This window comes from Flavobacterium sp. CF108, from assembly GCF_900129795.1.
Taxonomy (GTDB): domain Bacteria; phylum Bacteroidota; class Bacteroidia; order Flavobacteriales; family Flavobacteriaceae; genus Flavobacterium.
Map to the genome: position 1 here is coordinate 1 of NZ_FQWW01000005.1, position 26,449 is coordinate 26,449.

Consider the following 26,449-nt stretch of genomic DNA (forward strand, 5'->3'; position numbering starts at 1 on the left):
TATTCAACAATCGCTTGTCTTTTAAATTTTCAAAATATCTAGTCTGCACTTTTTATCAAATATAATCAAAAACATATTTGTGTCCAGACGGTAGCTTTCAAAGGGCTTTTTTTGTTTAGGAATTTACTTAAAAACATAACATCTAAAATGCGGAATTTAGAAAATCTAAAGCAAATTGGCTTTTTTTTTAAGATTAATAAAAAAAGAAATAGAATTTAACAATTGTGGTAAACTAAAGCAGAAAATCATTTGTCAGCCCGCAAAATAACGATTACTTTTGCAACAGTTTAACTTTTACATATAAAATGAAGCCTAACACACAACAATTAAGCGATTTAACGATCCAAGTAAGAAGAGATATTCTTAGAATGGTACATGCTGTAAACTCTGGCCACCCAGGTGGATCACTAGGTTGTACTGAATTTTTGGTTACACTATACCAAAATATTATGGACCGCAAAGAAGGTTTTGATATGAACGGAATTGGAGAAGATCTTTTCTTCCTTTCTAATGGGCATATTTCTCCAGTTTTTTATAGCGTATTAGCACGTAGCGGTTATTTCCCTGTTTCAGAACTTGCAACTTTCAGATTATTAAACTCACGTTTACAAGGACACCCAACAACTCACGAAGGGTTACCTGGAGTTCGTATAGCTTCTGGTTCATTAGGACAAGGTTTATCTGTAGCTCTTGGAGCAGCTCAAGCTAAAAAATTAAATGGAGACAATCATTTAATTTATTCTTTACACGGAGATGGAGAATTACAAGAAGGTCAAAACTGGGAAGCTATCATGTATGCTTCTGCTAAAAAAGTAGACAATATAATTTCGACTATTGACCTTAACGGAAAACAAATTGACGGTACAACTGATGAAGTTTTACCAATGGGAAGTATCCGTGCTAAATTTGAGGCTTTTGGCTGGGATGTTATCGATATCGAAAAAGGAAACGACATTGATGCAATTCTTGCAGGTTTAAATGATGCAAAATCAAGAACAGGAAAAGGTAAACCAGTTTGCATTTTACTACATACTGAAATGGGTAATGGAGTAGATTTTATGATGCACACTCATGCTTGGCATGGTAAAGCACCAAACAACGACCAGTTGGCAAGTGCTTTAGCTCAAAACATCTCAACTTTAGCAGACTATTAAAAACCAGCTTTAAGCTTTAAGCAGTAAGCTTTATGCCTATTGCCTACAGCCTTATTGCGTACAGCAAAATATAAAATGAAAAAATACGAAAATACAGGAAGTAAAGATACTCGTTCTGGTTTTGGAGCGGGAATGACTGAACTAGGTCAAAAAAATGAAAATGTAGTAGCACTTTGTGCAGATTTAATTGGATCATTAAAATTTGATGATTTCAAAAAAAATCACCCAGAGCGTTTTTTCCAAATTGGTATTGCAGAAGCTAACATGATTGGTATTGCTGCAGGTTTAACAATTGGAGGAAAAATTCCATTTACCGGAACTTTCGCTAACTTCTCAACAGGAAGAGTTTACGATCAAATTCGTCAATCTGTTGCTTATTCAGATAAAAACGTAAAAATATGTGCTTCTCACGCTGGTTTAACATTAGGCGAAGACGGAGCAACGCACCAAATTTTAGAAGATATTGGATTAATGAAAATGTTACCGGGAATGACTGTAATCAATACTTGCGATTACAATCAAACCAAAGCTGCAACATTAGCATTAGCAGATCATCATGGGCCTGCTTATTTACGTTTTGGTCGTCCGGTTGTGGCTAACTTCACTCCTGCTGACGAACCATTTGTAATTGGAAAAGCAATTTTATTAAACGAAGGAACTGATGTAACTATTATTGCAACTGGACACTTAGTTTGGGAAGCTCTTATTGCTGCTGAAGCATTAGAAGCAAAAGGAATTTCTGCTGAAGTAATCAACATTCATACTATTAAACCACTTGATGAAGAAGCTATTCTTAAATCTGTTGCTAAAACAAGATGTGTAGTTACTGCTGAAGAACACAACTATCTTGGAGGTTTGGGAGAAAGCGTTTCAGGTGTATTAGCTTTAAAGAATCCAACTCCACAAGAATTTGTAGCAGTACAAGATAGTTTTGGTGAATCTGGAACTCCAGAGCAATTAATGGAAAAATACAAACTAAACAATCAAGCAATTGTTGAAGCTGTAGAAAGAGTAATCAAAAGAAAATAATTTTTAGTTTTCTTACTTTATAAAAACAAAAAACCTCGAAAGTGATTTCGAGGTTTTTTTTATGTCTTATATTTTATTACTTCTTTTGATAAGGATACGTTTTATCTAAATGAATTCTCGTTCTTACCGCAGCTTTATAATCGTCTTCTACAAAACTTTTAGGATTATCAATTGATTCGGGCTGTCCTTCAGTTTTAAGAGGCCCTGTTGGTCTTCTAGGAATTCCTCTTGGTTCCGTTTCATCTGCATTTGGCGTACTTGGATTATCTACAACAGGATCCCAAGGGTAATAAGTACTTGATCCATTAAACACATTATCTACCCAGCCAATTTGGTTTGCTGGTTTTGTAATTTCATAAAAAGTAGAAAAACCATCTCCATCATCATCTGTATCTACATAATCTGGAATACCATCTTTATCTGTATCATCAGGCACCATGGTTGCTGGCGGAGTTGGATATCTTGCAGTATCTCTAAAATCATACACATAGCCATCTCCATTTAAATCTTCCTGATAATCGAAAACACCATCAAAATCATGATCTAATCTTTGAAGTCCGAACAATTTAAAACTAAACACTAAAGGCGAATAAGCAGGGATATTTTCTTGTCCTGAACCATAATATCCTAATCCAGAAGGTAAAAACATTACTCCTGCACCAAAATCTGTATAGGTTATTGTACCATCAGGACCCGGAGCACTAGGCGTACCTGTTTTAAACTGCGGAAAAATTTCGCCCCAGCCATCAATTACAGACTGTGCAGAATGCATATATAATTCAAAACTTCTTCCTACACCATAAGAAGAGTCAAATACGGTTCCGTTTAGCAAACTTCCTTCATATGAAGCAAAAATTCTGTCTGTATTTAAAGGAGCATCTCCACTACCTTTATTTAAAGATAGATAATACACTTTATATGTAACATCATGATTATAAACATCTCTGATTTGCAAAGGATATACTGTTTGAGCCCAGATTGAAGTTTGTGTTCCTCCTGCCGGAATTTTTTCAATTGTAATATCGAAATTAGCCGTAACTTCTTTTATATAATTAGTCTGTAAATATTTAACAATAGAATCGTTGTCAGCTAGATATTGTGCCTTATAATCTCTCAAAGGAACTGTTTCCGGATCGTCATGGTCTTTACTACAAGAAACTATAGCTATGCCTGCAAGTAATAAAATAAAATAATATTTAAATTTATTCATTATTGTTAATTTTTTAGGTGCGCAAGATACAATATTGATTTATTTTTGTAAAAAATTTAACTTGGATTTTAGAAAAATTATGAGAATAGATAAATACTTATGGTGCGTGCGTTATTATAAGACCAGAAACATGGTAACCGAGGCTTGCAAAAAGAACCACGTTACGGTAAATGGTCAAGTCGCAAAACCATCTAAAGAAGTTTTTCCTACTGATAGAATTACTTTTAGAAAAGATCAAATTACACAAATTATTACCGTACTCGATATTCCGGAAAGTCGTGTGGGAGCTAAACTTGTTGATATTTACCGCAAAAATGAAACCCCTGCAGAAGCTTACGAACATTTAGAATTATTAAAACTATCTAAAGAGCATTATCGCAAAACCGGAACCGGAAGACCAACTAAAAAAGACAGAAGGGATATTGATGATTATGGAAGTGATTTTATTGACGAGGAAGAAACAGAGTAAATTCCAATTTTTAAATTCCAAAATTCAGCAAACCTAAAGTTAAACACAAGCAATTGATGATCGGAAACCTCAACATTAAATTGGAATTTGGAATTTCATTTATTGGAATTTCATCAAAAAATCTGAATTCTAAAATCTAAAATCTAAAATTCTAATTGTATTTTAGCAAAAAAAAAATAAATCATGAGCAAAAACATCATCTTAACCAATCAAGAAATCGAACACAAAATAAAACGTATTGCTTATCAAATTTACGAGACGTTTGTTGACGAAGAAGAAGTTGTAATTGCCGGAATTGCTTCCAGCGGTTCTGTTTTTGCTCAAAAAATCGCAACTGTATTAAGCGATATATCTACTTTAAAAATTTCTCTTTGCGAAGTACGGGTTGACAAACAAAATCCGCAGCTGCCTATTCAGACTTCTTTATCTGCAGAAGAATATTCCAATAAAGGATTAGTTCTTGTTGATGATGTCTTAAACTCAGGCACAACATTAATCTACGCTGTTCGTCATTTTCTGGACGTTCCGCTTAAAAAATTCAAAACTGCAGTGCTTGTAGACCGAAATCACAAAAAGTATCCTGTAAAAGCCGATTTTAAAGGCATTTCTTTATCTACGTCTTTATTAGAGCACGTTCAGGTTGTTTTTGATGAAAACGGAGACAATTACGCCTTTCTAAGCTAAGATTTCTAAAATATCATCAACTGTTTCATCGACCGTTTTATTATCTACCACAACTTTGTGTTGTGCGTGGTTGTAATAAAAACTTCTGTCGAATAAATGTTTTGCGATAAATTCTTTCATTTCATCTTCATTCATATCTGCAATTAAAGGGCGTTTACTTTTATTGTAAACTAATCTATTATATAAAGTCTCTATTGAAGCTTTTAAATATATAGATGTAATATCCTCTCTTTGCAATAATAAATGATTATTTGCATAACATGGAGTTCCTCCTCCTAAACCAATAATACTATTTTCTGAAGATTGAAGTAATTCAAGAAACATTTCGTGCTCTAATTTTCTAAAATAGATCTCACCATGCTTTTCGAAAATCTCTTTTATAGACAAATTTGTTTTTTTTTCGATACAATTATCTAAATCGAGAAAGGGAATATTTGTAATTTTTGACAAGTTTTGGGCAATTGTTGACTTTCCGCAACCCATATATCCTAATAATACGATTTTTTTCATTTTAATAAAACCCTATAAACTAAGGGATTGTAAATTTTGGTTAAAAAAAGACAAATTTATAATAAAATTGCTTGCAAATAATAAAATAAACTCCTTATATTTGCACCCGCATTCAAGAAACGAATATGACTCGATAGCTCAGTCGGTAGAGCACATCACTTTTAATGATGGGGTCCTGGGTTCGAGCCCCAGTCGGGTCACAAAATTTGTGATTAACAAAATAAGTTTCTTGAAAGCAATGACTCGATAGCTCAGTCGGTAGAGCACATCACTTTTAATGATGGGGTCCTGGGTTCGAGCCCCAGTCGGGTCACAAAAAGGTCGAGTATTAATTTACTTGACCTTTTTTGCATTTAGGCCATGTGGAGAAACGGTAGACTCGCCATCTTGAGGGGGTGGTGCTCGCAAGGGCGTGAGGGTTCAAATCCCTCCATGGTCACAAAAAAGGTAAAACACATTATGTGTTTTACCTTTTTTTATTTCTATAATTACAAAGTCAGTATTACGAGAAATACAAAAGTTGGATGTCAGGCAAATATCCTTCCTCTTCAACGTTGTTTTTATTTGCATATTCAATGTTCGCATATAAAATCAGAGTATCTTTACCCGTGATTGCGATAAAGAATATGCAGATGATTGACCATCTCTCCTTTTCATAACTCCAAATTCTTGTTTCAAGTCATAAAGTTACAATAACAAAATTTCACGAATAAACATTAACCTATTGCTAGTTTCATTCCTTTTAGGTTTTTTATTAGTTTTCGCATTCAACCTTAATAAACTATAATATGACATTGATATCCAAAGAAAAATTTTCTGAAGCTGCCGGCCTTTCTAAAATTCCTATTCCAGGATTATCCTCTTATTTGATGAAAGTAATGAAAATTAACAATTTAAATACTATTGTAAAAGAAGCAGGTAATCTTGAGGGTGCAGATTTTGCTAATTATGTCTTAATGAAAATTGGTGTAAAAGTCCAATTTGATGCTGCCGAATTACTAAATATTCCTCGTGAAGGTGCTTTTATAGTTGTTGCAAATCATCCCTATGGAGGTATCGAATCATTAGCTTTATTAAGTACAATCGCGAAAATACGTCCTGACACAATGTATATGGGGAATTTTTTATTAAAGGAAATCCCAAATCTGGAAAAATGCATTATTGCGGTAAATCCATTTGAAAATGTACAAAATTCTGCGAGCATTACGGGATTAAAAATGACACTCAAAGCTTTATCAGAAGGTATTCCTGTTGCAATATTTCCTGCGGGAGAAGTTTCATCTTATAATTTTAAGACGAGTGAAATCACAGATCCAGAGTGGCATCCTGTGGTAGGGAAAATTATCTGTAAAGCAGACGTTCCTATTCTACCTATATATTTTCATGGAAATAATGGTTTTTTCTTCAGTATGTTAAAATCAATTCACCCGATGTTACAAACATCAAAACTGATTTCGGAACTCTTTAACAAACAAGGACATGCTTTGAAGATGACTATCGGAGAAACCATTATTTTAACCAGAGTTAGAGGTAAAGTTTCCGATCCTCTAATGTTAAAAAATCTTAGAAGCAAGCTATACGCTCTCAAAAATCAATTACATAATTAAGAGATTCAAGTCTATTTAACGCTTATGGCAAACTTTGAAAATCAAATACTTCTCTTTTTAAATCCCTTTCAACTTACTTAAAATCTGGAAATCTTCGAACAAAAGATTCGAATTTTGTACCATGGTGTTCAACTTTCCATTTTTCGGATTCATCATTAAATCCAAAAAATGAAATACTGACAGTAAAACAATTTAAAAAAGGATGTGCCAAATTATATTTCGGCACATCCTTTTTACGTATTACTTCTTTATAGAAACAATTCCTAACCTATATTGATTATTTAAGAAGCAAATCTTGATAGAATGTAATATTACGTACATTGACAGGATCCCAGCCGCTTGAAATACGGTGCAATTCGATATAATAAATACCTTCTTCCAAATAAACATCACCCAATTGCTTAATTTGATAGTTTTCATAATTATTATTAGTTGTAGTAAACGAATATTTAATAGTTGTAATACCATTTATAACCAGTTGAAATTTGCCCGAATACCCTGCCAATTCGCTTTGCCAATGGTAAATGCCCGCCACATTCACTTTCACTCTCCATGCCGCATAATCATTTGCATTTGTCCATGCTCCAATGTTATAATTAGGAGCATGTTCTATTACAATATTACTTCCGTACAGTATGGCATTTTTAGCAGGAAGAACAAGGCTTCTATCTGCATTTTGATTTACAATAGGAGTTTTATCAACTGCCGGATGAATCGAAATTTGACGCACATTAACAGGGTCAAAGCCGCCATTAGAAATACGATGCAGTTCAATCTCATAAACACCAATAGGTAAATCAACTTTCCCTATGGATAAGTCCTCATAGTTATCAAAACCACTTGTTGCAATTATAAACGGATAAGGACCTTGATCTACTCCTTTTATTTTTAGCACAAATTGTCCAGAATAGCCTGATACAACCGCATCCAGGAAAAAGTTTCCTGATTGTTTAACTTCAACATGCCATGTCGCAAATTTAGTATCATCAGTCCATCCTCCTAAATTATATAGAGGCCCATTTTCAATGCTTAATCCCGTTGGAGTAGCATCGACTGCATTCAAATTAAGTGTACCGTCGTTAAATTGTTCAACAAAGTGGACAAGTATATCTACGATTCCTGACATTTCCAGGACAATAGTTGTACTGATATAATCTAGAGGATTGGCAGGTATCGAAATAATATATCCCAAAGCATTGTCCTTTGGAGCTATATCTAATGCTGTTTTGGCATTATCTGCAAGAAAATATGCTTTGACAATACTTCCGTCAAGTAGATCTGGAACAATTAATTTTCCATCTTTAGGCCAATTCTCTGTAAATACATGCAGGAAAAGGTATTGTGTTCCGTCTATAATTTTACGGGTAGCTCGTCCCCAAGGCAATTGCTTTGTATACGGACTGGGCTGTACTTTTTCTACTGCTGTTTTATTTACAGCTATCCAGACCGCAAACCCCTCAAGTCTGTTTATAGCTTCTTGTGGAAATGTCCCGTCTCCTTCTGGGCCTATATTAAGCAAAAAGTTACCTCCCTTACTTACAATATCGATGAATTTTTGAATTAAATCTGTTTCGGTTTTCCAGCGCGGATCGTAAGCATCATACCCCCAATTATCATTCATGGTCATACAGGTTTCCCAATCTGTTCCGTCTCCGTTTGGTGGTATGTTAGGAATATTTTGTTCCGGAGTTGCATAATCTCCAGTCAGGCCATCTTCCATTCGGTCATTGAATATCAAACGATCAGATCCGGGAATGTTTTTAATGGCTTTCATCATTCGATAACGGAATTCTGGTGTACTTCCTCCTCCCATATCCCACCATATCAAATCAATACCGTAATCATTAATCATAGTGTGAATATGAGGAATTACAATTGTATCTGTATATTTAGACTGATCCTCGTAAGAAGCCTCATTACTTGCTGTAGCATTCTGAGGAATCCAGCCCATTCCTCCCGGATTCATCCAATCCAGACATTGTGAATAGTAAAATCCAATTTTTAAACCTGCTGCGTGAGCTATAGTCACCAGATTTTTCAAAATATCGGCTGAAATATTGGTATCATCCTGAACATTATATCCAACATGATGTGTGTGCATTAAGGCAAAACCTTCGTGATGTTTGGCAGTAATAACAATATATTTCATTCCTGCGTCTTTTGCCATTCTTACCCATTCTGCAGGATTGAAGTTTTGAGCCGTAAAATTTTGCTGCCAGCGCGATTTGTATTCAACTCTGGGAATCTGAGCTGCAAACATAATCCATTCCGCATATTGCCCCTGTTTGTAAGGCTCCCCTGTTGTTGGATCAATTTTAATAGTTCCATCCGGATTAATCCATTCAGGACGATAACTTGAATAGTAATCCTGCATCCAGTAATCAGGTTCTACATATGGCCCTGTTTTCATTAACGTTGGCCCTGTATAATGTCCTGCCAGTCCGGAGTAAGTACCCCAATGCAGAAATAGCCCAAAGCCCGCCTCACGCCACCAGGCCATTCGTTCGTCTTTATGTACTTTTGTCTCTAGAGTGGCTGCATAAAGATTGTTGCTCATCTTAGTAAAAAGATTCTGGTTGTCATCTCGGCCTTTTACTGCGAAACAGTAAATATCAAATGAATTCAAATCATGGATAGTTATCGAATTGACCCTAACATTTTGATAAAAAACACCATCTTTAAATACATCGTATGAAGTTGCTTCAGGAAGTGTATCCCATGATAAAGAAATGGAATTGGTTTGTACATCGATTACTTTAAGTTCTTTAGGATTATTGTTATAGAAAGGATCCATATCAATTTCAGTATCGCTAAAAGTCAGCTCATCAATATAAACAACATCACCAACGGCACGATTATCAGTAAAATCGGGTTGAATACTAAAATAAGAGATATCCTTTACCTTATGTGATAATAAATCAAACACCGCCACCTCCCATTCGCCCACTTTACTGGGTGGACTTTGAGGCATAAATTCACTTGAAACACTAAGTCTTATCTGAGAATTTGGATTATTGCGATAATATCTCATGTACAAATACTTATATTCAGAGACGGTTTCATTTAATGTACACATAAATCCAGCCCATTTATAGGTATTGTTAAGACGTTCAAGTTTTAGAACTTTATTACTTTGGTTAGACCCCGTTTTATTCGGGTTATCTACCACCGTAATCTTTATATCTGCTGGTGGATTTGAGGTTATTTTATCTGTAAAATTGATCTGTCCGTTTTCAAAATTATCAATTACAAGTGGTTTTCTATTTATTGGACGTGGGTAGTAGTCTGGCTTAAAGTTTAGTTTACCCAGCGTTGTTTGAATTTCAGGAGCAGACATAAAATAATCCCAAAGTAAACCCGAACGATAATTTTCGATCATACAAATAATCGGCCCCTGATCTATAGCTAAATAATAACCATCGAACCAATCGGCAGTTTCATTGAAAGAGTCTACAAATCCTGCTCTTTCATTCCAGATTTTCGCTCCCAATTTCTCATAAAAATATCTCAGGGCAGCTAATGACTCTTTGGGTGTATAGGGCATTGACGAGATAGCTGCAGTAGGGGCAATATCACCTTTGTCATTTCCAGGTGAAAAGGCATTGTAACCAGTATATCCATCACAAGCAGTCAATCCCCAGGCTTTGCTCTCTCCATATCCGGTATATTCCAGCGGATTTTCCTCACAATACGCCCTATTAATTAAAGTATGAGCTACATTTTGCTGGAAATAATTTACATCATTATAAGTATCCCTTAAGTTTTTTGGATTGAATCCTAAAAAAGAATAATGAGCAAAAAATAAAGGTCCGCCTTTTGCAGTTCCGCCACCAAGAGGAAGAGTAATATCATAAAACTTTTGATTTTTGTTTTTATAACTACGACCAGATGACCAGCCAGTTTGCCACAAACTAGGATCTATGGCATGAGTGGGCGAAGCAATTGCCAGCACATAGGTAATCATACACTCGTTCCAGCCAATAATGGGTAATTGAATTACGTTCTGCAATTCATTATCACAATGCCAGTACAACTTATCCGATCCGAATGTAAAGTAATTCCAGTCGACATTGTTCCAGAGTACATTGATTTTAACAACCAAATCCTGTTCTGCCAAAATGGGCTGGTTAAAATACTGGCGTGCCGTAATAAAGCCCTGCATCAGATATGATGTTTCAACCAAATCAGCTCCATTATCTTTTGCACTAAACGGAACAGTTTTACCCGTATTTCCGTTGATCCAATGAGCAAAAGCCCCCTTGTAATTTGTAGCTGAATTAGTTAAGAAATCAACAATTTTCTCAATACGCTGACGCCCTTGTTCTCTGGTAATAAATCCTCTCTCGATGCCTACTAAAATAGCCATTATCCCAAATCCTGTACCTCCTGATGTAGTCGTAGTTCCAAGTGTACCCGAAACAGGAATGCGGTTGTTTACCATTCCTGAAATTGTTGCATGATCCCAGAAGTGTTTAAAAGTATATTGCTGCGTTATAGTAAGCAGCTCTTCATCTGTAAGTGTTTGTAAGGTTGATTTTTTCATAACATTAATTGATTAAGGTGTAAGTAATATTAAAAAAAGCTGTATGTGTTATTGTTGCTTTATTCGGTCTTTTTGGAAGTGTAATTTACCGTGTCAAGAAGATGTCTAACCACTTATTTGTTCTCCTCAATTTTATGGTTTATTCTTAAAGAATTTTATCGAATAACATATTTCTACATTATTACCATTTGAAAATTTCATGAAGTCTTAATTATGGCAGGTACTATTACAAATGCTAACTCCTAATTGGCAGTTAAAAAGAAAAAACGGCACAAAATACATTCTTAATCATTAAAAATCAGCATGTTACAAAACAAATACTAATATATTAATTATTATTGAATAACACAATATGAAAGAATAATATTACTTTGATTTATGTGTTTTTCTCGAAAATTCGGCTAAATCATTTATAAACCCTAAAATATTCAAGCGAAGGTTTTTCAATTTTACATCAATATGTTTCATTAAAAAAGCCTCTCAAATTCTACAATTTGAAAGGCTCTTAAATCAGAATAAATTCTTAACCTAAATTTATTTCCTTAATTATTTTTTCTACAAAGATTCCCTTTTCAGAAGTAAACCAAAACAATTGAATCATATATTCAAACCCATTTGCTTTTCTCCCCAAATCCTCATTTGATTGATAAAAGGAATTAATTCTTGTCCATTTTCAATAAGAGTATATTCAACACGAGGCGGAACTTCAGGATAAACCTTTCTTGAAATCAGATCATCAGCTTCTAACTCTTTAAGTGTTTGAGTAAGCATTTTTGGCGTTATGCCTTCAACAGCTTTTTTTAATTCACCATACCTCATCAAACCATCTTTTAAATACCACAAAATTCTTCCTTTGTATTTCCCTCCTATTCTTTGAAAAGCATAATCAACAGGGCAATAAACTTTTATATTTTTTTTCTCCATTACTATTTATTTTATAAAACACTAATAATCAACAATAGTATACTTTTAGCACCTAAAGAACTAAAATGTATGTACTTGCGATAAAGATATTAAATTACTTTATTTGTTAAGGCTTTAAGAAGATGAATATGAAAAGTCAGCATCATTTATGTTTATTCATTATAATTTCTCGCAAACCCATACTAATACATATAAATAAAACACTATGAGTAATTTAGCCCCGCAAAATTCAGAAAACATAAAAGTATTAGAAATCCGAAATTATTTATTAAAGCCAAATTTAACCGATAAGTTCCGCGATTATTTTCATTCGAAATTTGTCGATCCAATGAATGAATTTGGCGGCTACACACTGGGAGAATTCAAAATTGATAACATAAATGACCGATTTGTTTGGTTTCGTGGTTTTACTGATATGAAAACCCGATTAGAATTTCTGAATGATTTTTATATCAATAGCACAACCTGGAAAGAATATGGCAAAGGTGCAAACGAGATGATGATAAACTCTGATAATGTTTATTTATTACGACCATTAAAAAAAGAAATTAATAGTGGACTGTTAAAAACTGATAAAACATTCAGCGTTATAGATTTTTATATTTGTAATAACACACTTGAAAAGGTTATTAACTTATTTGACACTGCTTATATTCCTTTTCTTAAAAATTTAAAAATAGAAGATATAACACTTTGGGTAAGCGAAATGGCTGAAAATGATTTTCCAAGATTACCTGTTTTTCAAGATAAAAATCTTTTAGTGAGTATTACACATTACAAAGATGAAAATGAGTTTTATGCTAAACAAAAGAAAATTGATTCTATGCCGGCTGATTTAAAAAATGCGATGCAGGAATTTATAACCATTCAGAATAAATTAGTGCTTTTGAATTTAAACCGCTAAAATCTAAGTTTATCTATTTCACGATTTCTTTTACTTTCACAAAAGGTGCTGAAAAGAATTACAAATTTCTTATATAAAAAATTCTCAAAATATTTTTTTATTAAAGCATTTCAAGTTAAATTAGTTGATTTTTCTTATAAAATTTAAAATCTATGATTAAGATAAATTATAAAATCCAATTTGTTTTATTTGTTATATGCTTATTCTTTATAGGATTGGGTATATTTAAAGTATCAAATGAAGGATTGAAAACCGGATCAGATCTTTTTTGGCAAATTTCTCACTTTGTCCCATTCGTTATTGGAGCAATAATTTTTGGTGCTAATTTATATTCTAAACGAATTGAGAAATTTAAAATTTAATAAAAATAAAACATCATAATTTACCCCTGCAAATTGTTATTTGCAGGGGTTTTTATTATTTATCATAAAAAAGCCTCTCAAAGTCATCAAACTTTGAAAGGCTTTTAAATCAAAATAAAATTGTAACCTAAATTTATTCCTTAATTATTTTCTCTACAGAGATTCCTTTTTCGGAAGTTATTCTGATAAAATACAATCCATTTGATTTATTGGATAGATTAATTTTCGAACTGTTTTTGTTTTCAATTACAGATTGAAGTATTCTTCCTTGAACATCAAACAATTCAATTCTTTTTATCGTATTATCACAATTAATAAACACCTCACCTTTTGTTGGATTTGGATATATATTTATAGTGCTGTCTTTTTCAAAATCTTTATTACCTAATGATTTAAAAATGGTTTCGGCTGTATTGGTATCAACTGCTTCATTATAATCAAAATAAATACTGGCATCTTGTCCAACCTCATCTCCTGAATTAAGCGATGGCAATGTTTTAATCTTAAATAAAATATTTCCATGCCCTCCAACCGGCGGCGCTTTTGAGGTGCTTAATTTAATTTTTGCAAAAACAAATTCGGCTGTATTTCCCTTGATGACAACATGTACTGCATGCGAAGCATCTAATAACTGAAGCGAGTTAATATCATATTTACTTTGATCTATAACAACCTTTACAACCACATTTTCAGATTCTGCCGTGCCTGTATTTTCAAAATTGATTCCATAATGTAAATAATCCCCAATTGTTGAAGGAGAAACGCTCTCGCCTTCTAAACAAGTAATATCATTTGGATCGAATGAACTCACTATTTCCTGATTAAAAACAAACTGATTATCTGCCGGATTACTGTCTCCAGCAATTGGATTTATTGAAGCAGTAAAATTTAAAATGTCTCCAATGTTTGCCGGCGGAACTTGTACCGGAGTATTTACATTTAATCCCACATAAATTCTTCTGCTTTCAAACGGAAGTAAATTAGCATAGTTCCAACCGATATTGCCTGGAGTTTGAACATTTGGCGCCAGCGTTGCTATTTCATAATGCAATATATTTTGGTTGTAGGTTAAATTGGCTGTACCGTTTAGCGTTTGATTTCCTTTATTACGTATCAAAATTTCGTACCAAGCCATAAATCCGGGTTTTGCAGGATATATGGACGCAATCACAATTTCTGCATCGCTGTTCGTTCCTAATGCGCTTACGCAGAAATTTTGCTGTGCGGTGTTATTGTTGTTATCTGCAAATGAAACAACTGGAGATGTTGGCGAAACAGAAAAGAAAGCCGGGTTCTCAACCGCTGTTGTTATATTAAAATTTCCGGCATCGGTAAAGAAAGTATATTTTCCGCTCAAATCTGTAAAAGTCGAACTTAGAGAAGAACCATCATTTAAATTCACTTTTACGTTAGCTTGTTTAGAATCAGCAGCATCACAGCCATTATTATCTACATCAAAAGCAATTGTTCCCGTTATCGTATTATAGTTTCCGCCCGGGTTAAAACTGCAATATGAATTTACCACAACTGCCGGTAAACCAATCCCAACCAAATAACTTTTTGTATCAGCTACATTTGCATCATCCTGACAAACGAAAATTAAATTTGAATTTCCGGTATTAAGATAGAGTTCTTCATCACTTCCGTTTTTTGCAAACACCATTTTGAGATTCGGGTTGTCATTTGCTGTCAAAGATTGAAGGGCTGAAAAATTCGAAACATCAATATTTTGCAATCCTGTTTTAGTAATATTTAAAGTCGTAATATTTGGCGAATCAGAGAAATCAACTGTTGCTAAAGGCATATCAGAATAAAGCACAGTTTTCAACGCACTGCAATTTGTTAAATTAATCGAATTGATGTTGCTATAACTGCAGTTTAAAAGTTTCAAATTGGTCAATCCAGATAGGTTCAACGAAGTCAAGGGTGCTTTTTGAACATTTGTCCCTAAAAGTACAAGTGTTTCAAGCGCACTACAGCCCTGAACATTTATTGAATTCAATGCTTCACTAGTATTACTAATAACTGTAAGCGCATTGCAATTTGAAAAGTCGGCAGTTACCAACGGAACATTCTGAATGCTTAAAACTTTCAACTTCGTGCATCCTGAAAGATTTAGATTTGCAGTTGGATTAATATCCAATTCTAAAATTTCCAAATTTGTATTTCCCGAAAGATCAAGCGAAGGAATTTGATTAGAAACCAAAAAAACATTTTTTAAATTCACAGTACCTGTCAAATTCAAATTTGAAATAGAATTTGTGTTTGCTCTAAGTTGAGTAAGATTTGGAGACGAACTCAAATCTAAAGCCGTTAATTGATTTTTGGAGCACTCTATAGTCAAAAGTGCCGAACATCCTGTGAGACTTAAATTTGTCAATGCATTGTTAAACACATTTAATCCCTGTAACGAACTGCAGCCTGATAAATTTAAAGTAGTCAGCAGATTATCCTGAATTAGAAGATTTTGTAAACTGGAGCAATTTGAAAAATCAGCAGTTTTTAATACATTATAAGAAAGAAAAGTAGACTGCGGAAAATTAAGCAGTGTACATCCCGAAGCATTTATATCTTCTAAAGTTGGATTATCAGTTATTAAAAAAGTAGTCAGTTTTGTTAATCCCGAAACATTTATTGCCGTCAATTTATTATTTACCGCATTAAAATATTCCAAATTTGGACAGCCTGTTAAATCAAGTTCAGTCAAAACATTATCTTCTAAATACAATTGTTTCAAAGCCGAAAGACTGCTGAAATTTAATGCAGCAAAAACCGGGTTTTGCTGCGCCACGATATTAGAAAGACTGGAGCAATTTGAAATAGTCAAAGAAGTCAGCAGCGGGTTTTCCATAAAAGTAACTCCCGTTAATCCGTTCATTCCGGAAACTGTTGCAGAAGTCAAAGTTGGGCTTTTTACATAAATCGTTTTTAAGTTCGGCATACCACTTAAATTGATCGAAGTCGTGCTGATTCCGTTAAAACCCAATTCAGTTACATTCGTAAAACCTTCAATTCCCTGAATATTGGTTACCGCATAAGCATTGGTACCTTCAATCCAAAGTTTGTCAATTAAAGCCGCTTCCGAAACCTGAATCTGGTTATCAAAATTAGTATCGATTCTCGTAACAGCAACGCCGCCGGAATAAGCCGTAAAATTTGCCGCACCGCCATTTACAAGCATGTTTTTAAATGTTGGATCGGTAAAATTTAAAATCTGTGCTTTTAGTATTACTGTGAAGAACAGTAAAAATAGGAGTAATTTTTTTCTCATAATTAGTGATATTTTGGTTTTTGGGGAAATCGTTAAAGGGCATTTATTAATTCCTGCAATTTTTCTTTTTTGCTCTGTGCAATCGGAATATTCGAATTATCAGCCATAATCACATAACTGCCATCTGTTTTTATATAAGATTTCAGATAAGATAAATTAATTAAATGCGATTGATGAATGCGCTCAAAACCATGTTCTGAAAGTAATTCTTCGTATTCCTTAAGCGTTTTAGAAATTAATATGGGTTTGTGATTTTTAATAAAAAACTGCGTGTAATTAATTTTTGCTTCACAGCGAATGATATCCGAAACTTCAAACAAATGAATTCCATCGCTGGTAGAAAGTGCAATACGTTTAAAATTGTCCACTTTTTTTCGGATGTTTTCCAGCAGCAAATCAATATTTTCGAATGAATTGTTTTTCCCAACAGCTTCTTTAATTTTTGCCATTGTATCTTGCAATTCCTCCGGATCAACAGGTTTTAAGATAAAATCAAGCGCACTAAATTTAAATGCTTTTACGGCGTATTGTTCATGTGCAGTGATAAATACGACGTGAGCATTTAGTTTTCCGTTTACTTTATTTAATCTTTCGAGAATATCAAAACCAGTTCCGTCGGTTAAATGAATATCCAGAAAAATAACCTGAGGCCTTAATTTTTCAATCACGGCAATTCCGGTTTTTACACTTTCGGCTTCGCCAATAATTAAAATATCATTTGTATAACGTTCTAAAAGCGCTTTTAAACCCGTTCTCAAATGTTTGTCGTCCTCTATTAATACTGCTGTTATCATTTATTAAAAATTAAGGTATGTATTGAACAGGCAGACGCAGAACGACTTTTGTTCCTGTTTTTTTATTTTGTGATTGTAATTCGGTAATTTCTATTTGTGCAGATTTGGAGGTTATGGATTCCATAATTTCCAAACGCTTTTTTGTAATTCCCAAAGCCATTGATTTATGGGCCGTAACCGAGTTTTCTTTTAAATGTTTCGATTCAGATAAACCAATTCCATCATCTTTAATCGTGCAGATCAACTGTTCTTTTTCTACATCAAAGTCAACTTTAATTTTTCCGGTTCCATCTTTAGGAACAATTCCGTGAAGAATGGCATTTTCTACAAAGGGCTGAATCAGTAAAGGCGGTAATCCCATATTAAATTCGACTCTTTCGCTTGATCTTATTTCAAACTCAAATTTGTCATGAAAGCGGAGTTTTTCTAATTCCAGATAATTCTGAAGGCTTTCAATTTCTTTATCAATCGGAATTAAGGAACCTTTTGAATATTCGAGTGTAAGCCGCATTAACTTGGAAAATTTAGACAAATACTTCAAAGCCGAATCTGTTCCATTCTGAACAATAAAACTAGAAATTGAACTCAAACAATTAAATACAAAATGCGGGTTCATTTGTAAATGCAGTGCTTTTTGCTCGTATTCGGCAACTTCTTTTTTCAATGTGAGCTGACGTTTAACCTGCATTCGATTATAAATTACCAATATCAAGGCAATTAAAAGTAAAGCACCTAAAATGGAGAAAATAACAAATTGAATCTGTCTTTTGTTCTTTTCAGATAATAAAGCTTCCTTTTTTCTGTACTCATAATTGACTTCTGCCAAAGCAAATTTTTGACTGGTAGTTTCATTAATAATACTATCTCGCGCTTGTACATAATTTTTATAATGTTCTAATGCTGCTTTTGGATCATTTAAAGCTTCGTACAATTCGCTCAATAACTTTTCAGAATGATACGTTTGATCCAGAACACCTATTTCTTTTGCATAAGCAAGAGATTTCTCTGCAAAAGGCATTGCTTCTTTATATTTCTTTTGATCTTGAAGTAAACCTGCGATATTATATAAAGAAAGTGAAGCTCCAAATTTATTCTGCAATTCTTCATATAAATCCAATGACTTCGTGTAATATTCATTGGCCAGTTTTAAATCGTTTTCTTTCCTGTAATAATCTCCTAAATAATTACACAAAAGTGCATAGCCTCGCGCATTATCTGTATTCTCAAAAAGTTTTTTGGCTTTGTTATAATACAGAATCGCATTTTTATTCTGACCCGTTTCAAAGTAAATTGCACCAATATTGGTAAGCGTAACAGCAGCATTTTTTTCTCCAGTTTCAGTTTGAATTTTAGAAGCTTTTTTTAAGTATTCTAGCGCTTTTGGATAATTTAACTGCGATTTATAAATAATCCCAATATTATTAAGTGCTTTAGAAACATTCGCCTGCTCATCAATTTCCTGATATAACTGCAGTGCTTCTTCGTAATTTTTTAATGCCAAAATTTGATTACTCTGTTCCGAGTAAACCACGCCAGAACTCGCATAAGCACGCGCCAGGCCGCTTTTTACTTTTTTACCTGAATCTTCTTTTAAAACTTTTCTAAATTCTAATTGTGCAGTCTTAAAATATTTTAAAGCATTTGGGTAATTCCCTAAAATTATGGAAGCGTTTCCTTTATTGACATAAGCAGTCGCAAGTCCAAAAGTAAAGTCCGATTTCAAACTTAGATTCGTTGCTTTTTGAGCATAAAACAATGTTGAATCAGGATTGATTTCTTTATACAAATCGGCTATTTTATTATACTCATTGACTTTTGAAGTATCAATTTTAGTATAAATAAGCACTCTTTTCAAACTATCAATCTTAGCGTTTTGAGCGTTCGACGCCTGCCCTGCAAGAAAGAAGAAAAAGAAAATTATTTGACGTAATTTTTGACTCACTATTTTTTATTTTGCTTGTTGTGAGACAAATGTATGATATGTTTTTTAGTAACAGAACATGAATTATTATTTCTCAGGTTTCACTTATTATTTGATTTTTTTTATCTATTTCAAAATATACATCAACACCAGAAGTTCAAAAAGTATGTTTTTTCTTAAGATATATCTTCAATTATATTTTATATATTTTTATAAGTTAAATATTACATTTTAACAATTAAATAATAATGTAATTACTACATTAGCAGCTAATCAAATTAATTAAAACCTTTTTATGAAAACAAAATTTTTAAAATTAGCAGGAGCATTTTGCGCCTTATTGTTGATTCATTCTTGTCAAAAAGATGAACTCCCATTAAATGCAAAAAATGACAGTACATTAATTGAAGAAGAAAAAGCAACTGGGTATATTCCATCCACCCGTGAACAGCTGGCACAACTTAGAACTTTAAAAACATCTTCACTCACAAGAAAAGAGACAATTCCTGCACATTACGAACTGCCAGAACTGCCTGCTGCTCTTAACCAACGTTCAAAAGGGTCTTGCGTTCCTTATTCAATCGCCCATGCTATTACTTTATTAAAAAGTGAATCGAAAACATTAGCCAATGGAAGTCCAGACTTTAGTGTTTATCCTAGTGGAGATTATATATATGAAAAATATAAGGACGATAGAAATAGCTGTAAAGATGGTGTTTACTTTCCAGATGCCTTAGACGCTTTAAAAACAGAAGGAACGCCAAGTTATACTGATATGGGATTCGTAAGCTGCGGTGTTCTTCCTAATGCTGCTCAACAAAATAATGCGCCAAAAAACAGAATATTTGATTATTTCGCGATAAGTCCATCTGAAGGATTTAAACCAACAGTGGAAGATATGAAAAGACAAATAGCAAAAGGAAATCCGGTCATTATAGGAATGAGGGTCGATGAAGATTTTGTTTCCAACTCAATTAGATTATGGGACAAAAACAATTCCGCTTTTTATGGAAACCACGCTGTTGTTTTAACGGGTTACGACGATGAAAAACAAGCTTTTAGACTTCTTAATTCTTGGGGATCTAATTGGGGAGAAAATGGATATATCTGGGCTACTTACAGCAAAATAGAAGAAGCTATACGTGATGAGGCTTATGTAATACAAAAAGATAACCCATTGACAATTACGGGCACTGATAAACCTTCCATTATTGTATGTAGGGATGCAAGTGTTCTAACCAACAACTTTAGTTTTCCTATGGGGCAGCCAGCTCCATTTATAAAAAATGGAGAATTTTACTGGAATAACGATTCAGTAATACCATATTTTAACGAGTATACTAACCCAACCTTATATTTAGGATATCACATACCTGCTAATAATGTAGGAATTGCTATAGATGGGGATATTACTTTTGAGGTAAGAATAAGAATAGAAGCAAGCAAAAATACTACTTATCCTGCTCATTTAGAAAAAGGAATTCAATTAAACTTATGGAATGGTGCTTATGGAGGAGTTGCTCAAACTATGACCTGTACTATCCCTATGGAAGGAATAAATAAACCAGCTGTTTTTACAAATAGTATAGGATATACAAATAGTATAGGAGAAACTTACCGTTATTCAGCAGATGGCTATTTACCACATTTTACATTTACCAATAATGCTTTTGACAGAGACACAACTATAAGGTTTCATATTAAAGATGGCCAATTCGTTTTGAATACTCCTGGTTTAAAAATGCCATCAGGGATAAATAGATTAAGGGATTTTGATGTAAAATTCATAGGCACCATAGGCGCCTTTACTGACATTAGAATATATAGAAATGGTAAGGTAATAGCCATAGATAATTTTGACACCAAAACACCATGGATGCAGTATTATGAATTGTAACTGTAACTTAAGCTAAAAATGTAAAGGGTGCAAAGAGTTTCTTTGCACCCTTTTATTTTAATCACAATTATTTATAGCTGAAATTTAAATATATCATTTTCAAACTTTTTTGTAAATTCATCATGAATTACAAACTAAATTTCTCTAAAATTATTGATTAAAAGATAAACGTATGGCAAGAATACATTTATTTGAATTTGAAGACCAAAAATGGTTTCTTGTTTTTTTAAGAAATTACATAACCGACTTTTTGCAATTCCTCTCGAACAAAACCGGAATGTATAAACCTGTTGTTCCTTTGCTCGTAGATGTTTTAAAAACCAACAACACAACAACAATTATTGATCTTGCTTCTGGTGGAGGCGGCGGACTTATTTGGTTAAACGGTGAATTAAAAAAAGAAATCCCAAACTTAAAAATCATTCTAACCGATTATTACCCTAACATTCCTGCTTTTGAATACACTAAAAAACAAGCTGATAATTTTGAATATATAAGTCATTCTGTCGATGCACGAAATGTTCCATCCGAATTAAACGGACTTAGAACTCAATTTCTTTCTTTACATCATTTTAAACCAAACGATGCGAAACAGATTTTGCAAAATGCAGTAGATTCTAAATCTCCAATCTCCATTTTTGAAGTTCAGGAAAGAAGTTTTGCCAGTATCGCAGCCATGATTTTTTCTCCCATAAGTGTTTTATTGACTACTCCATTTATCAGGCCTTTTAAAATTGGCCGAATTATTTTTACTTATTTAATTCCTGTAGTTCCACTTTTTGTTTTGTGGGATGGCATTATTTCTTCATTAAGAACTTATTCTGTTGAGGAAATGAATGATCTTGTAAAAGACCTACATAATACAGAATCTTATAACTGGCAGATTAACCGAGTAAAATCCGGCCCCGGAGTTGTACTGTATTTAATAGGAACTGAGAAAAAATAAGCATTTATCCAAAAGACAACTCACAACTCACAATTCATAATTCATAATTAGTAATTATTTTACAAAAGAATTCTTTCACAAAAACAAAACTTTGCTAAATTCGTTTGTAGAATAATTAACCCGCTAATCCCAAATTAGTTTTATGAAAAACCTACTATTATTATCATTTATTATGATAAGCTTTTCGTCGTGGTCACAAACCGCAGAAATTTATTTTAACAAAGCTTTTAACAAAGCTGCAACCGGAAATTACAAAAGCGCAATTGCTGATTACACAAAAGCCATTCGCAAAAATTCTAAATTTGTTGAAGCGTATCAAAATCGTGGCGTTGCAAAATACCAATTGAATGACTTACAAGGCGCAATGGCCGACTTTAGCAAAACAATTGAACTTGACGATATGAATGCCGATGCTTTTACGGGCCGAGCCAATGTAAACTTCAAACTGTCAAAATTCCACGAAGCTATTCAAGACTGTACATCCTCGCTTGGTTTAAACCCAAGAGATTATGTTGCTTACAATTTACGAGGTTTAGCTTACAATAAAATTGGAGACAAAGCCAATTCCTGCAAAGATTTCTTAAAAGCAATCGAATTAGGAAGTCAAAGTGCTATAAAAAACAAAAGCACTTTTTGTAAATAACAAATCAAAATTGTATTGACAAAAGCAATCTGCAAAAGAATATATTTGTAGATTGCTTTTCGTATTTTATTCATAAAAAAATAGTGCACATTTTTAATACAAAACCAAAAAAATAATCAAACAATAACAGTAAAAACTGCATGTCAATTTTAAGAAAAATAAATAACCTTCAAACAGATAAAAATTCGGGATTTGGAACTAATGCCGGAAGCTACGGCGGAAGATTTGTAAATAAAAACGGAACTCCAAATATCGAAAAAAGAGGTATGAACCTGCTTCGACGAATAAGCTGGTATCATACCATGATCGATATGCCCAACTGGAAATTCATGCTTATTTTATTTTCTTTCTATATTCTGATCAATTTTATTTTTGCAGTTGTTTATTATGCCATCGGGATTGAACATCTGGACGGAATTTCACCATCCGGAAGTCTTTTAACGCAGTTTGGGCAGGCTTATTTTTTTAGTGCACAAACTTTTACAACTGTTGGTTACGGACATATAAGCCCAACCGGATTCCTGACAAGCGCTTTATCTGCAGCCGAAGCTTTAATTGGTTTGCTCAGTTTTGCTATTGCAACGGGTTTATTCTTTGGAAGATTCAGCAAACCAACCGCTTTTTTAAAATTTTCACACAATGCTTTAATTTCTCCTTACGGAAAAGGCAAAGGTTTAATGATACGTCTTGTTCCTTTTAAAAACACCAATTTTACAGATGCAATAGCAAAAGTTACTTTGGGAATGAGCGTTGAAGAAAACGGCCAGAGAGTAAATAAATTCTATAATCTTAATCTTGAAATAGATCGTATAAATGCACTTTCACTAAGCTGGACATTAGTTCACCCCATTGATGAAAAAAGCCCTTTATACAATTTTACCGAAGAAGATTTTAAAAGCACACACGGCGAGATTTTAGTTTTCATCACCACTTTTGATGATATGTTTAGTAATACCGTGGCAGCCCGAACTTCGTATACTTTTAGCGAAATCATTTACGGTGCAAAATTCAAAATTATGTACAACCGAAGCAAAGATAACACTAAAACGATTTTACATTTAGACAAATTAGATCAGTTTGATACTACAAACTTCTCATAGAGAATCATTTTTATCAAGTTTTTAAGGTTTTTTGAGATTTTATTTTACTTTTGTTTACATAATCGTATCAAATGGTAAACAATATAAAAACTGTTTTCAGTATAAAAGATCTTGAGAATTTATCCGGAATAAAAGCGCACACGATTCGTATTTGGGAAAAAAGATATAACATTTTGGAGCCAATGCGCACTGATACCAATATCAGACTTTACAATCTGCAAAATCTACAAAAACTCCTAAACATCACATTATTACACGAATACGGTTATAAAATTTCTAAAATAGCAACTTACCCGGAAGAAAAAATTCCGCAGTTGGTTCGTGAAATTATTTCAAAGAAAAACTCTCAAAATTACGCCATTACATCTTTCAAAATGGCCATGATGAATTTTGATCAAGAACTGTTTTTCAACACTTTTGACTGGCTTATTTCTGAAAAAACGTTTAAAGAAGTTTTTAAAGAACATTTTTTACCCTTGTTAAAAGAATTGGGATTATTGTGGCAGTCAGAAACGATAACGCCGGCAAATGAACATTTTATGAGTCATTTAATTAAACAGAAAATCTTAATCTATACTGAAAGCCTTCAGATTCAAAAACCAACAAAAACAGACAGAATTTTTGTTCTTTCACTTCCATTAAATGAAATTCATCAAATAGGATTACTTTATCTCCAATATGAAATTTTATCTAAAGGTTACAAAACCATTTATTTAGGTGAAAGTATGCCAATTGAAAATCTGCAGGATTTAACCAAACATTTTGAAAACATCACTTTTGTATCCTTCATGACTATTCAGCCGGATCGCAGCGTTATTAATCAATACGTTAAGTCAATGGGACAAAAACTGCTGCAAAAAAACAATGAAATCTGGCTTATGGGTAAAATGGTCGAATATATCGATCAAAAAGTACTGTCGGAAAGAATCCGTATTTTTGACTCAATGGAAGAAACAATAGAAACTATTTAATCTTTTCTGTTTAAAGTTTTTGCATATTTATTAAACAAAAATGACAAGAACTATCGCAATTATAGGTTCTGGCTTTTCTTCGTTGGCCGCTTCATGTTACTTGGCACAACAAGGAAACAAGGTCACTATTTATGAAAAAAATCCAACAATTGGAGGTCGGGCAAGACAATTCAAAAAAGATGGTTTTACATTTGATATGGGGCCAAGCTGGTACTGGATGCCAGATGTTTTTGAACGTTTTTTTAATGACTTTAATAAAAAAACATCAGATTATTACGAGCTTATAAAACTTAATCCTGCCTATCGTGTTTATTTTGGAATAAATGATTTTATCAGTATTTATGACAATTTAGAAGATATTAAAGCTACGTTTGAAGAAATTGAAAAAGGAAGCGGTAAACAACTGGAAACCTTTATCAATCAAGCTAAAAGCAATTATGATATTGCCATAAAAGATTTAGTTTACCGCCCCGGAGTTTCTCCACTTGAATTAATTACAAAAGAAACCGCTTTAAAGCTCAATCAGTTTTTTAGCAATGTGAGTTCTGATATTCGCAGGAAATTTAAAAATGAAAGGCTGATTCAAATTCTCGAATTTCCAGTTTTATTCCTCGGTGCAAAGCCAACCAAAACACCTTCATTTTACAATTTTATGAATTATGCCGATTTCGGACTCGGAACCTGGCATCCTAAAACCGGAATGTTTGATGTCATTCGAGGAATCGAAAAATTAGCCGTAGAACTTGGCGTTACCATCAAGACAAATTCCCCTATTGAAAAAATAATTGTTGAAAATAAAACCGCGACAGGTATTGTTATTAACGGCGAAATTATAAATACCGATATTGTTTTAAGTGGTGCCGATTATCAACATACTGAAACTTTACTGAAAAAAAAATATCAGGTTTATTCTCAAAAATACTGGGAAAGCCGGATCTTTGCACCGTCTTCTCTCCTATTTTTTGTGGGTTTCAATAAGAAGATTGAAAACATTTCGCATCATGCCTTATTTTTTGATGTCGATTTTAATCAGCATGCAGCTGATATATATGACAATCCAAAATGGCCGGAAGCTCCGTTATTTTATGCCAACTTCCCGTCTAAAACAGATCAAACCGCTGCACCTGACGGAATGGAAACCGGATTTTTCCTAATTCCGCTTGCACCCGGAATTGAAGATAACGAAACCCTAAGGGAAGCATATTTTGAAAAGATAATTACCCGTTTTGAATTGCTTACACAGCAGGAAATTAGAAATAACATTATATTTAAGGAATCATTTTGTAAAAACGATTTTGAAGCAGATTATAACGCTTATAAAGGCAACGCTTATGGAATGGCCAACACATTATTGCAAACGGCATTTTTGCGTCCAAAACTAAAAAGCAAAAAAGTACGTAACTTATATTTCACAGGACAATTGACTGTTCCCGGCCCAGGTGTTCCGCCTGCATTAATTTCAGGAAAACTAGCCGCTGAATTAATTCAAAAATCTTTAAGATCTTAAAAA

General features: G+C 33.3%; 20 protein-coding genes and 3 tRNA genes. 16 read left to right on the forward strand and 7 right to left on the reverse strand.

Features of this window, described 5'->3' with window-relative positions; translation table 11 throughout:
- Positions 1 to 305 precede the first annotated feature (305 nt).
- A complete protein-coding gene (locus BUE10_RS14175) occupies positions 306 to 1,154 on the forward strand; it encodes a transketolase (RefSeq protein WP_073486151.1) in 849 nt (282 codons plus the stop codon).
- A 75-nt stretch (positions 1,155 to 1,229) separates the two neighbouring features.
- Positions 1,230 to 2,183: a transketolase family protein gene (locus BUE10_RS14180; protein ID WP_073486153.1), complete on the forward strand. Its 954-nt coding sequence runs from the start codon at positions 1,230 to 1,232 to the stop codon at positions 2,181 to 2,183.
- Positions 2,184 to 2,259: 76 nt separating this feature from the next.
- Here BUE10_RS14180 and BUE10_RS14185 read toward each other — a convergent pair whose 3' ends face one another.
- Positions 2,260 to 3,393, reverse strand: coding sequence for an FKBP-type peptidyl-prolyl cis-trans isomerase (locus tag BUE10_RS14185; RefSeq protein ID WP_073486155.1), 1,134 nt, complete (start codon positions 3,391 to 3,393; stop codon positions 2,260 to 2,262).
- 79 nt (positions 3,394 to 3,472) lie between these two features.
- Here BUE10_RS14185 and BUE10_RS14190 point away from each other — a divergent pair, with 79 nt between their 5' ends.
- Together BUE10_RS14190 and BUE10_RS14195 are read left to right on the forward strand one after the other, a co-directional pair.
- The gene (locus BUE10_RS14190) at positions 3,473 to 3,862 is read left to right on the forward strand and encodes an RNA-binding S4 domain-containing protein (RefSeq protein WP_073486157.1); all 390 of its coding nucleotides are present in this window, start codon (positions 3,473 to 3,475) and stop codon (positions 3,860 to 3,862) included.
- 183 nt (positions 3,863 to 4,045) lie between these two features.
- Positions 4,046 to 4,546, forward strand: a complete 501-nt coding sequence (locus BUE10_RS14195) for a phosphoribosyltransferase domain-containing protein (protein WP_073486159.1) — start codon at positions 4,046 to 4,048, stop codon at positions 4,544 to 4,546.
- Here the strand turns inward: BUE10_RS14195 and BUE10_RS14200 are convergent.
- Entirely contained in the window at positions 4,538 to 5,056 is a 519-nt protein-coding gene (locus BUE10_RS14200) for a shikimate kinase (RefSeq protein ID WP_073486161.1), read from the reverse strand. The genes BUE10_RS14195 and BUE10_RS14200 overlap by 9 nt on opposite strands.
- A gap of 127 nt (positions 5,057 to 5,183) precedes the next feature.
- Here BUE10_RS14200 and BUE10_RS14205 point away from each other — a divergent pair.
- The 4 genes from BUE10_RS14205 to BUE10_RS14220 all read left to right on the forward strand — a co-directional run bounded on the left by BUE10_RS14205 (position 5,184) and on the right by BUE10_RS14220 (position 6,663).
- Positions 5,184 to 5,256, forward strand: a tRNA-Lys gene (locus BUE10_RS14205).
- A 40-nt stretch (positions 5,257 to 5,296) separates the two neighbouring features.
- Positions 5,297 to 5,369: transfer RNA gene (locus BUE10_RS14210), tRNA-Lys, on the forward strand.
- A gap of 43 nt (positions 5,370 to 5,412) precedes the next feature.
- Positions 5,413 to 5,495: transfer RNA gene (locus BUE10_RS14215), tRNA-Leu, on the forward strand.
- Positions 5,496 to 5,844: 349 nt separating this feature from the next.
- Positions 5,845 to 6,663, forward strand: a complete 819-nt coding sequence (locus BUE10_RS14220; protein WP_073486163.1) for a lysophospholipid acyltransferase family protein — start codon at positions 5,845 to 5,847, stop codon at positions 6,661 to 6,663.
- Between the two features lie 277 nt (positions 6,664 to 6,940).
- Here BUE10_RS14220 and BUE10_RS14225 read toward each other — a convergent pair whose 3' ends face one another.
- Entirely contained in the window at positions 6,941 to 11,206 is a 4,266-nt protein-coding gene (locus tag BUE10_RS14225) for an alpha-L-fucosidase (protein WP_073486165.1), read from the reverse strand.
- A gap of 597 nt (positions 11,207 to 11,803) precedes the next feature.
- Entirely contained in the window at positions 11,804 to 12,130 is a 327-nt protein-coding gene (locus tag BUE10_RS14230; RefSeq protein WP_073486167.1) for a winged helix-turn-helix transcriptional regulator, read from the reverse strand.
- A gap of 205 nt (positions 12,131 to 12,335) precedes the next feature.
- Between BUE10_RS14230 and BUE10_RS14235 the strand changes: the two genes are divergently transcribed.
- Entirely contained in the window at positions 12,336 to 13,034 is a 699-nt protein-coding gene (locus BUE10_RS14235) for a hypothetical protein (protein WP_073486169.1), read from the forward strand.
- A gap of 152 nt (positions 13,035 to 13,186) precedes the next feature.
- Positions 13,187 to 13,396 carry a hypothetical protein gene (locus tag BUE10_RS14240; protein WP_073486170.1) on the forward strand — a complete coding sequence of 70 codons (210 nt, stop codon included), beginning with the start codon at positions 13,187 to 13,189 and terminating at the stop codon, positions 13,394 to 13,396.
- Positions 13,397 to 13,529: 133 nt separating this feature from the next.
- Here the strand turns inward: BUE10_RS14240 and BUE10_RS14245 are convergent, their stop codons facing one another.
- Genes BUE10_RS14245 through BUE10_RS14255 form a run of 3 tightly spaced genes read right to left on the reverse strand, consistent with a single transcriptional unit; the run spans position 13,530 to position 19,403 of the window.
- The gene (locus tag BUE10_RS14245; protein WP_073486172.1) at positions 13,530 to 16,667 is read right to left on the reverse strand and encodes a T9SS type A sorting domain-containing protein; all 3,138 of its coding nucleotides are present in this window, start codon (positions 16,665 to 16,667) and stop codon (positions 13,530 to 13,532) included.
- A 32-nt stretch (positions 16,668 to 16,699) separates the two neighbouring features.
- The gene (locus BUE10_RS14250; RefSeq protein ID WP_073486174.1) at positions 16,700 to 17,461 is read right to left on the reverse strand and encodes a LytR/AlgR family response regulator transcription factor; all 762 of its coding nucleotides are present in this window, start codon (positions 17,459 to 17,461) and stop codon (positions 16,700 to 16,702) included.
- Positions 17,462 to 17,471: 10 nt separating this feature from the next.
- Positions 17,472 to 19,403 carry a tetratricopeptide repeat-containing sensor histidine kinase gene (locus BUE10_RS14255; protein WP_073486176.1) on the reverse strand — a complete coding sequence of 644 codons (1,932 nt, stop codon included), beginning with the start codon at positions 19,401 to 19,403 and terminating at the stop codon, positions 17,472 to 17,474.
- Between the two features lie 274 nt (positions 19,404 to 19,677).
- Between BUE10_RS14255 and BUE10_RS14260 the strand changes: the two genes are divergently transcribed.
- The 6 genes from BUE10_RS14260 to BUE10_RS14285 all read left to right on the forward strand — a co-directional run bounded on the left by BUE10_RS14260 (position 19,678) and on the right by BUE10_RS14285 (position 26,446).
- Positions 19,678 to 21,279, forward strand: coding sequence for a C1 family peptidase (locus tag BUE10_RS14260; protein ID WP_073486178.1), 1,602 nt, complete (start codon positions 19,678 to 19,680; stop codon positions 21,277 to 21,279).
- 172 nt (positions 21,280 to 21,451) lie between these two features.
- Positions 21,452 to 22,225, forward strand: a complete 774-nt coding sequence (locus tag BUE10_RS14265) for a hypothetical protein (RefSeq protein ID WP_073486180.1) — start codon at positions 21,452 to 21,454, stop codon at positions 22,223 to 22,225.
- A gap of 142 nt (positions 22,226 to 22,367) precedes the next feature.
- Positions 22,368 to 22,868: a tetratricopeptide repeat protein gene (locus tag BUE10_RS14270; protein ID WP_073486182.1), complete on the forward strand. Its 501-nt coding sequence runs from the start codon at positions 22,368 to 22,370 to the stop codon at positions 22,866 to 22,868.
- 140 nt (positions 22,869 to 23,008) lie between these two features.
- A complete protein-coding gene (locus tag BUE10_RS14275; RefSeq protein WP_073486184.1) occupies positions 23,009 to 23,968 on the forward strand; it encodes an ion channel in 960 nt (319 codons plus the stop codon).
- A 71-nt stretch (positions 23,969 to 24,039) separates the two neighbouring features.
- Positions 24,040 to 24,939 carry a MerR family transcriptional regulator gene (locus BUE10_RS14280; RefSeq protein ID WP_073486186.1) on the forward strand — a complete coding sequence of 300 codons (900 nt, stop codon included), beginning with the start codon at positions 24,040 to 24,042 and terminating at the stop codon, positions 24,937 to 24,939.
- 40 nt (positions 24,940 to 24,979) lie between these two features.
- Entirely contained in the window at positions 24,980 to 26,446 is a 1,467-nt protein-coding gene (locus BUE10_RS14285) for a phytoene desaturase family protein (RefSeq protein ID WP_073486188.1), read from the forward strand.
- The last annotated feature ends 3 nt before the right edge of the window (positions 26,447 to 26,449 follow it).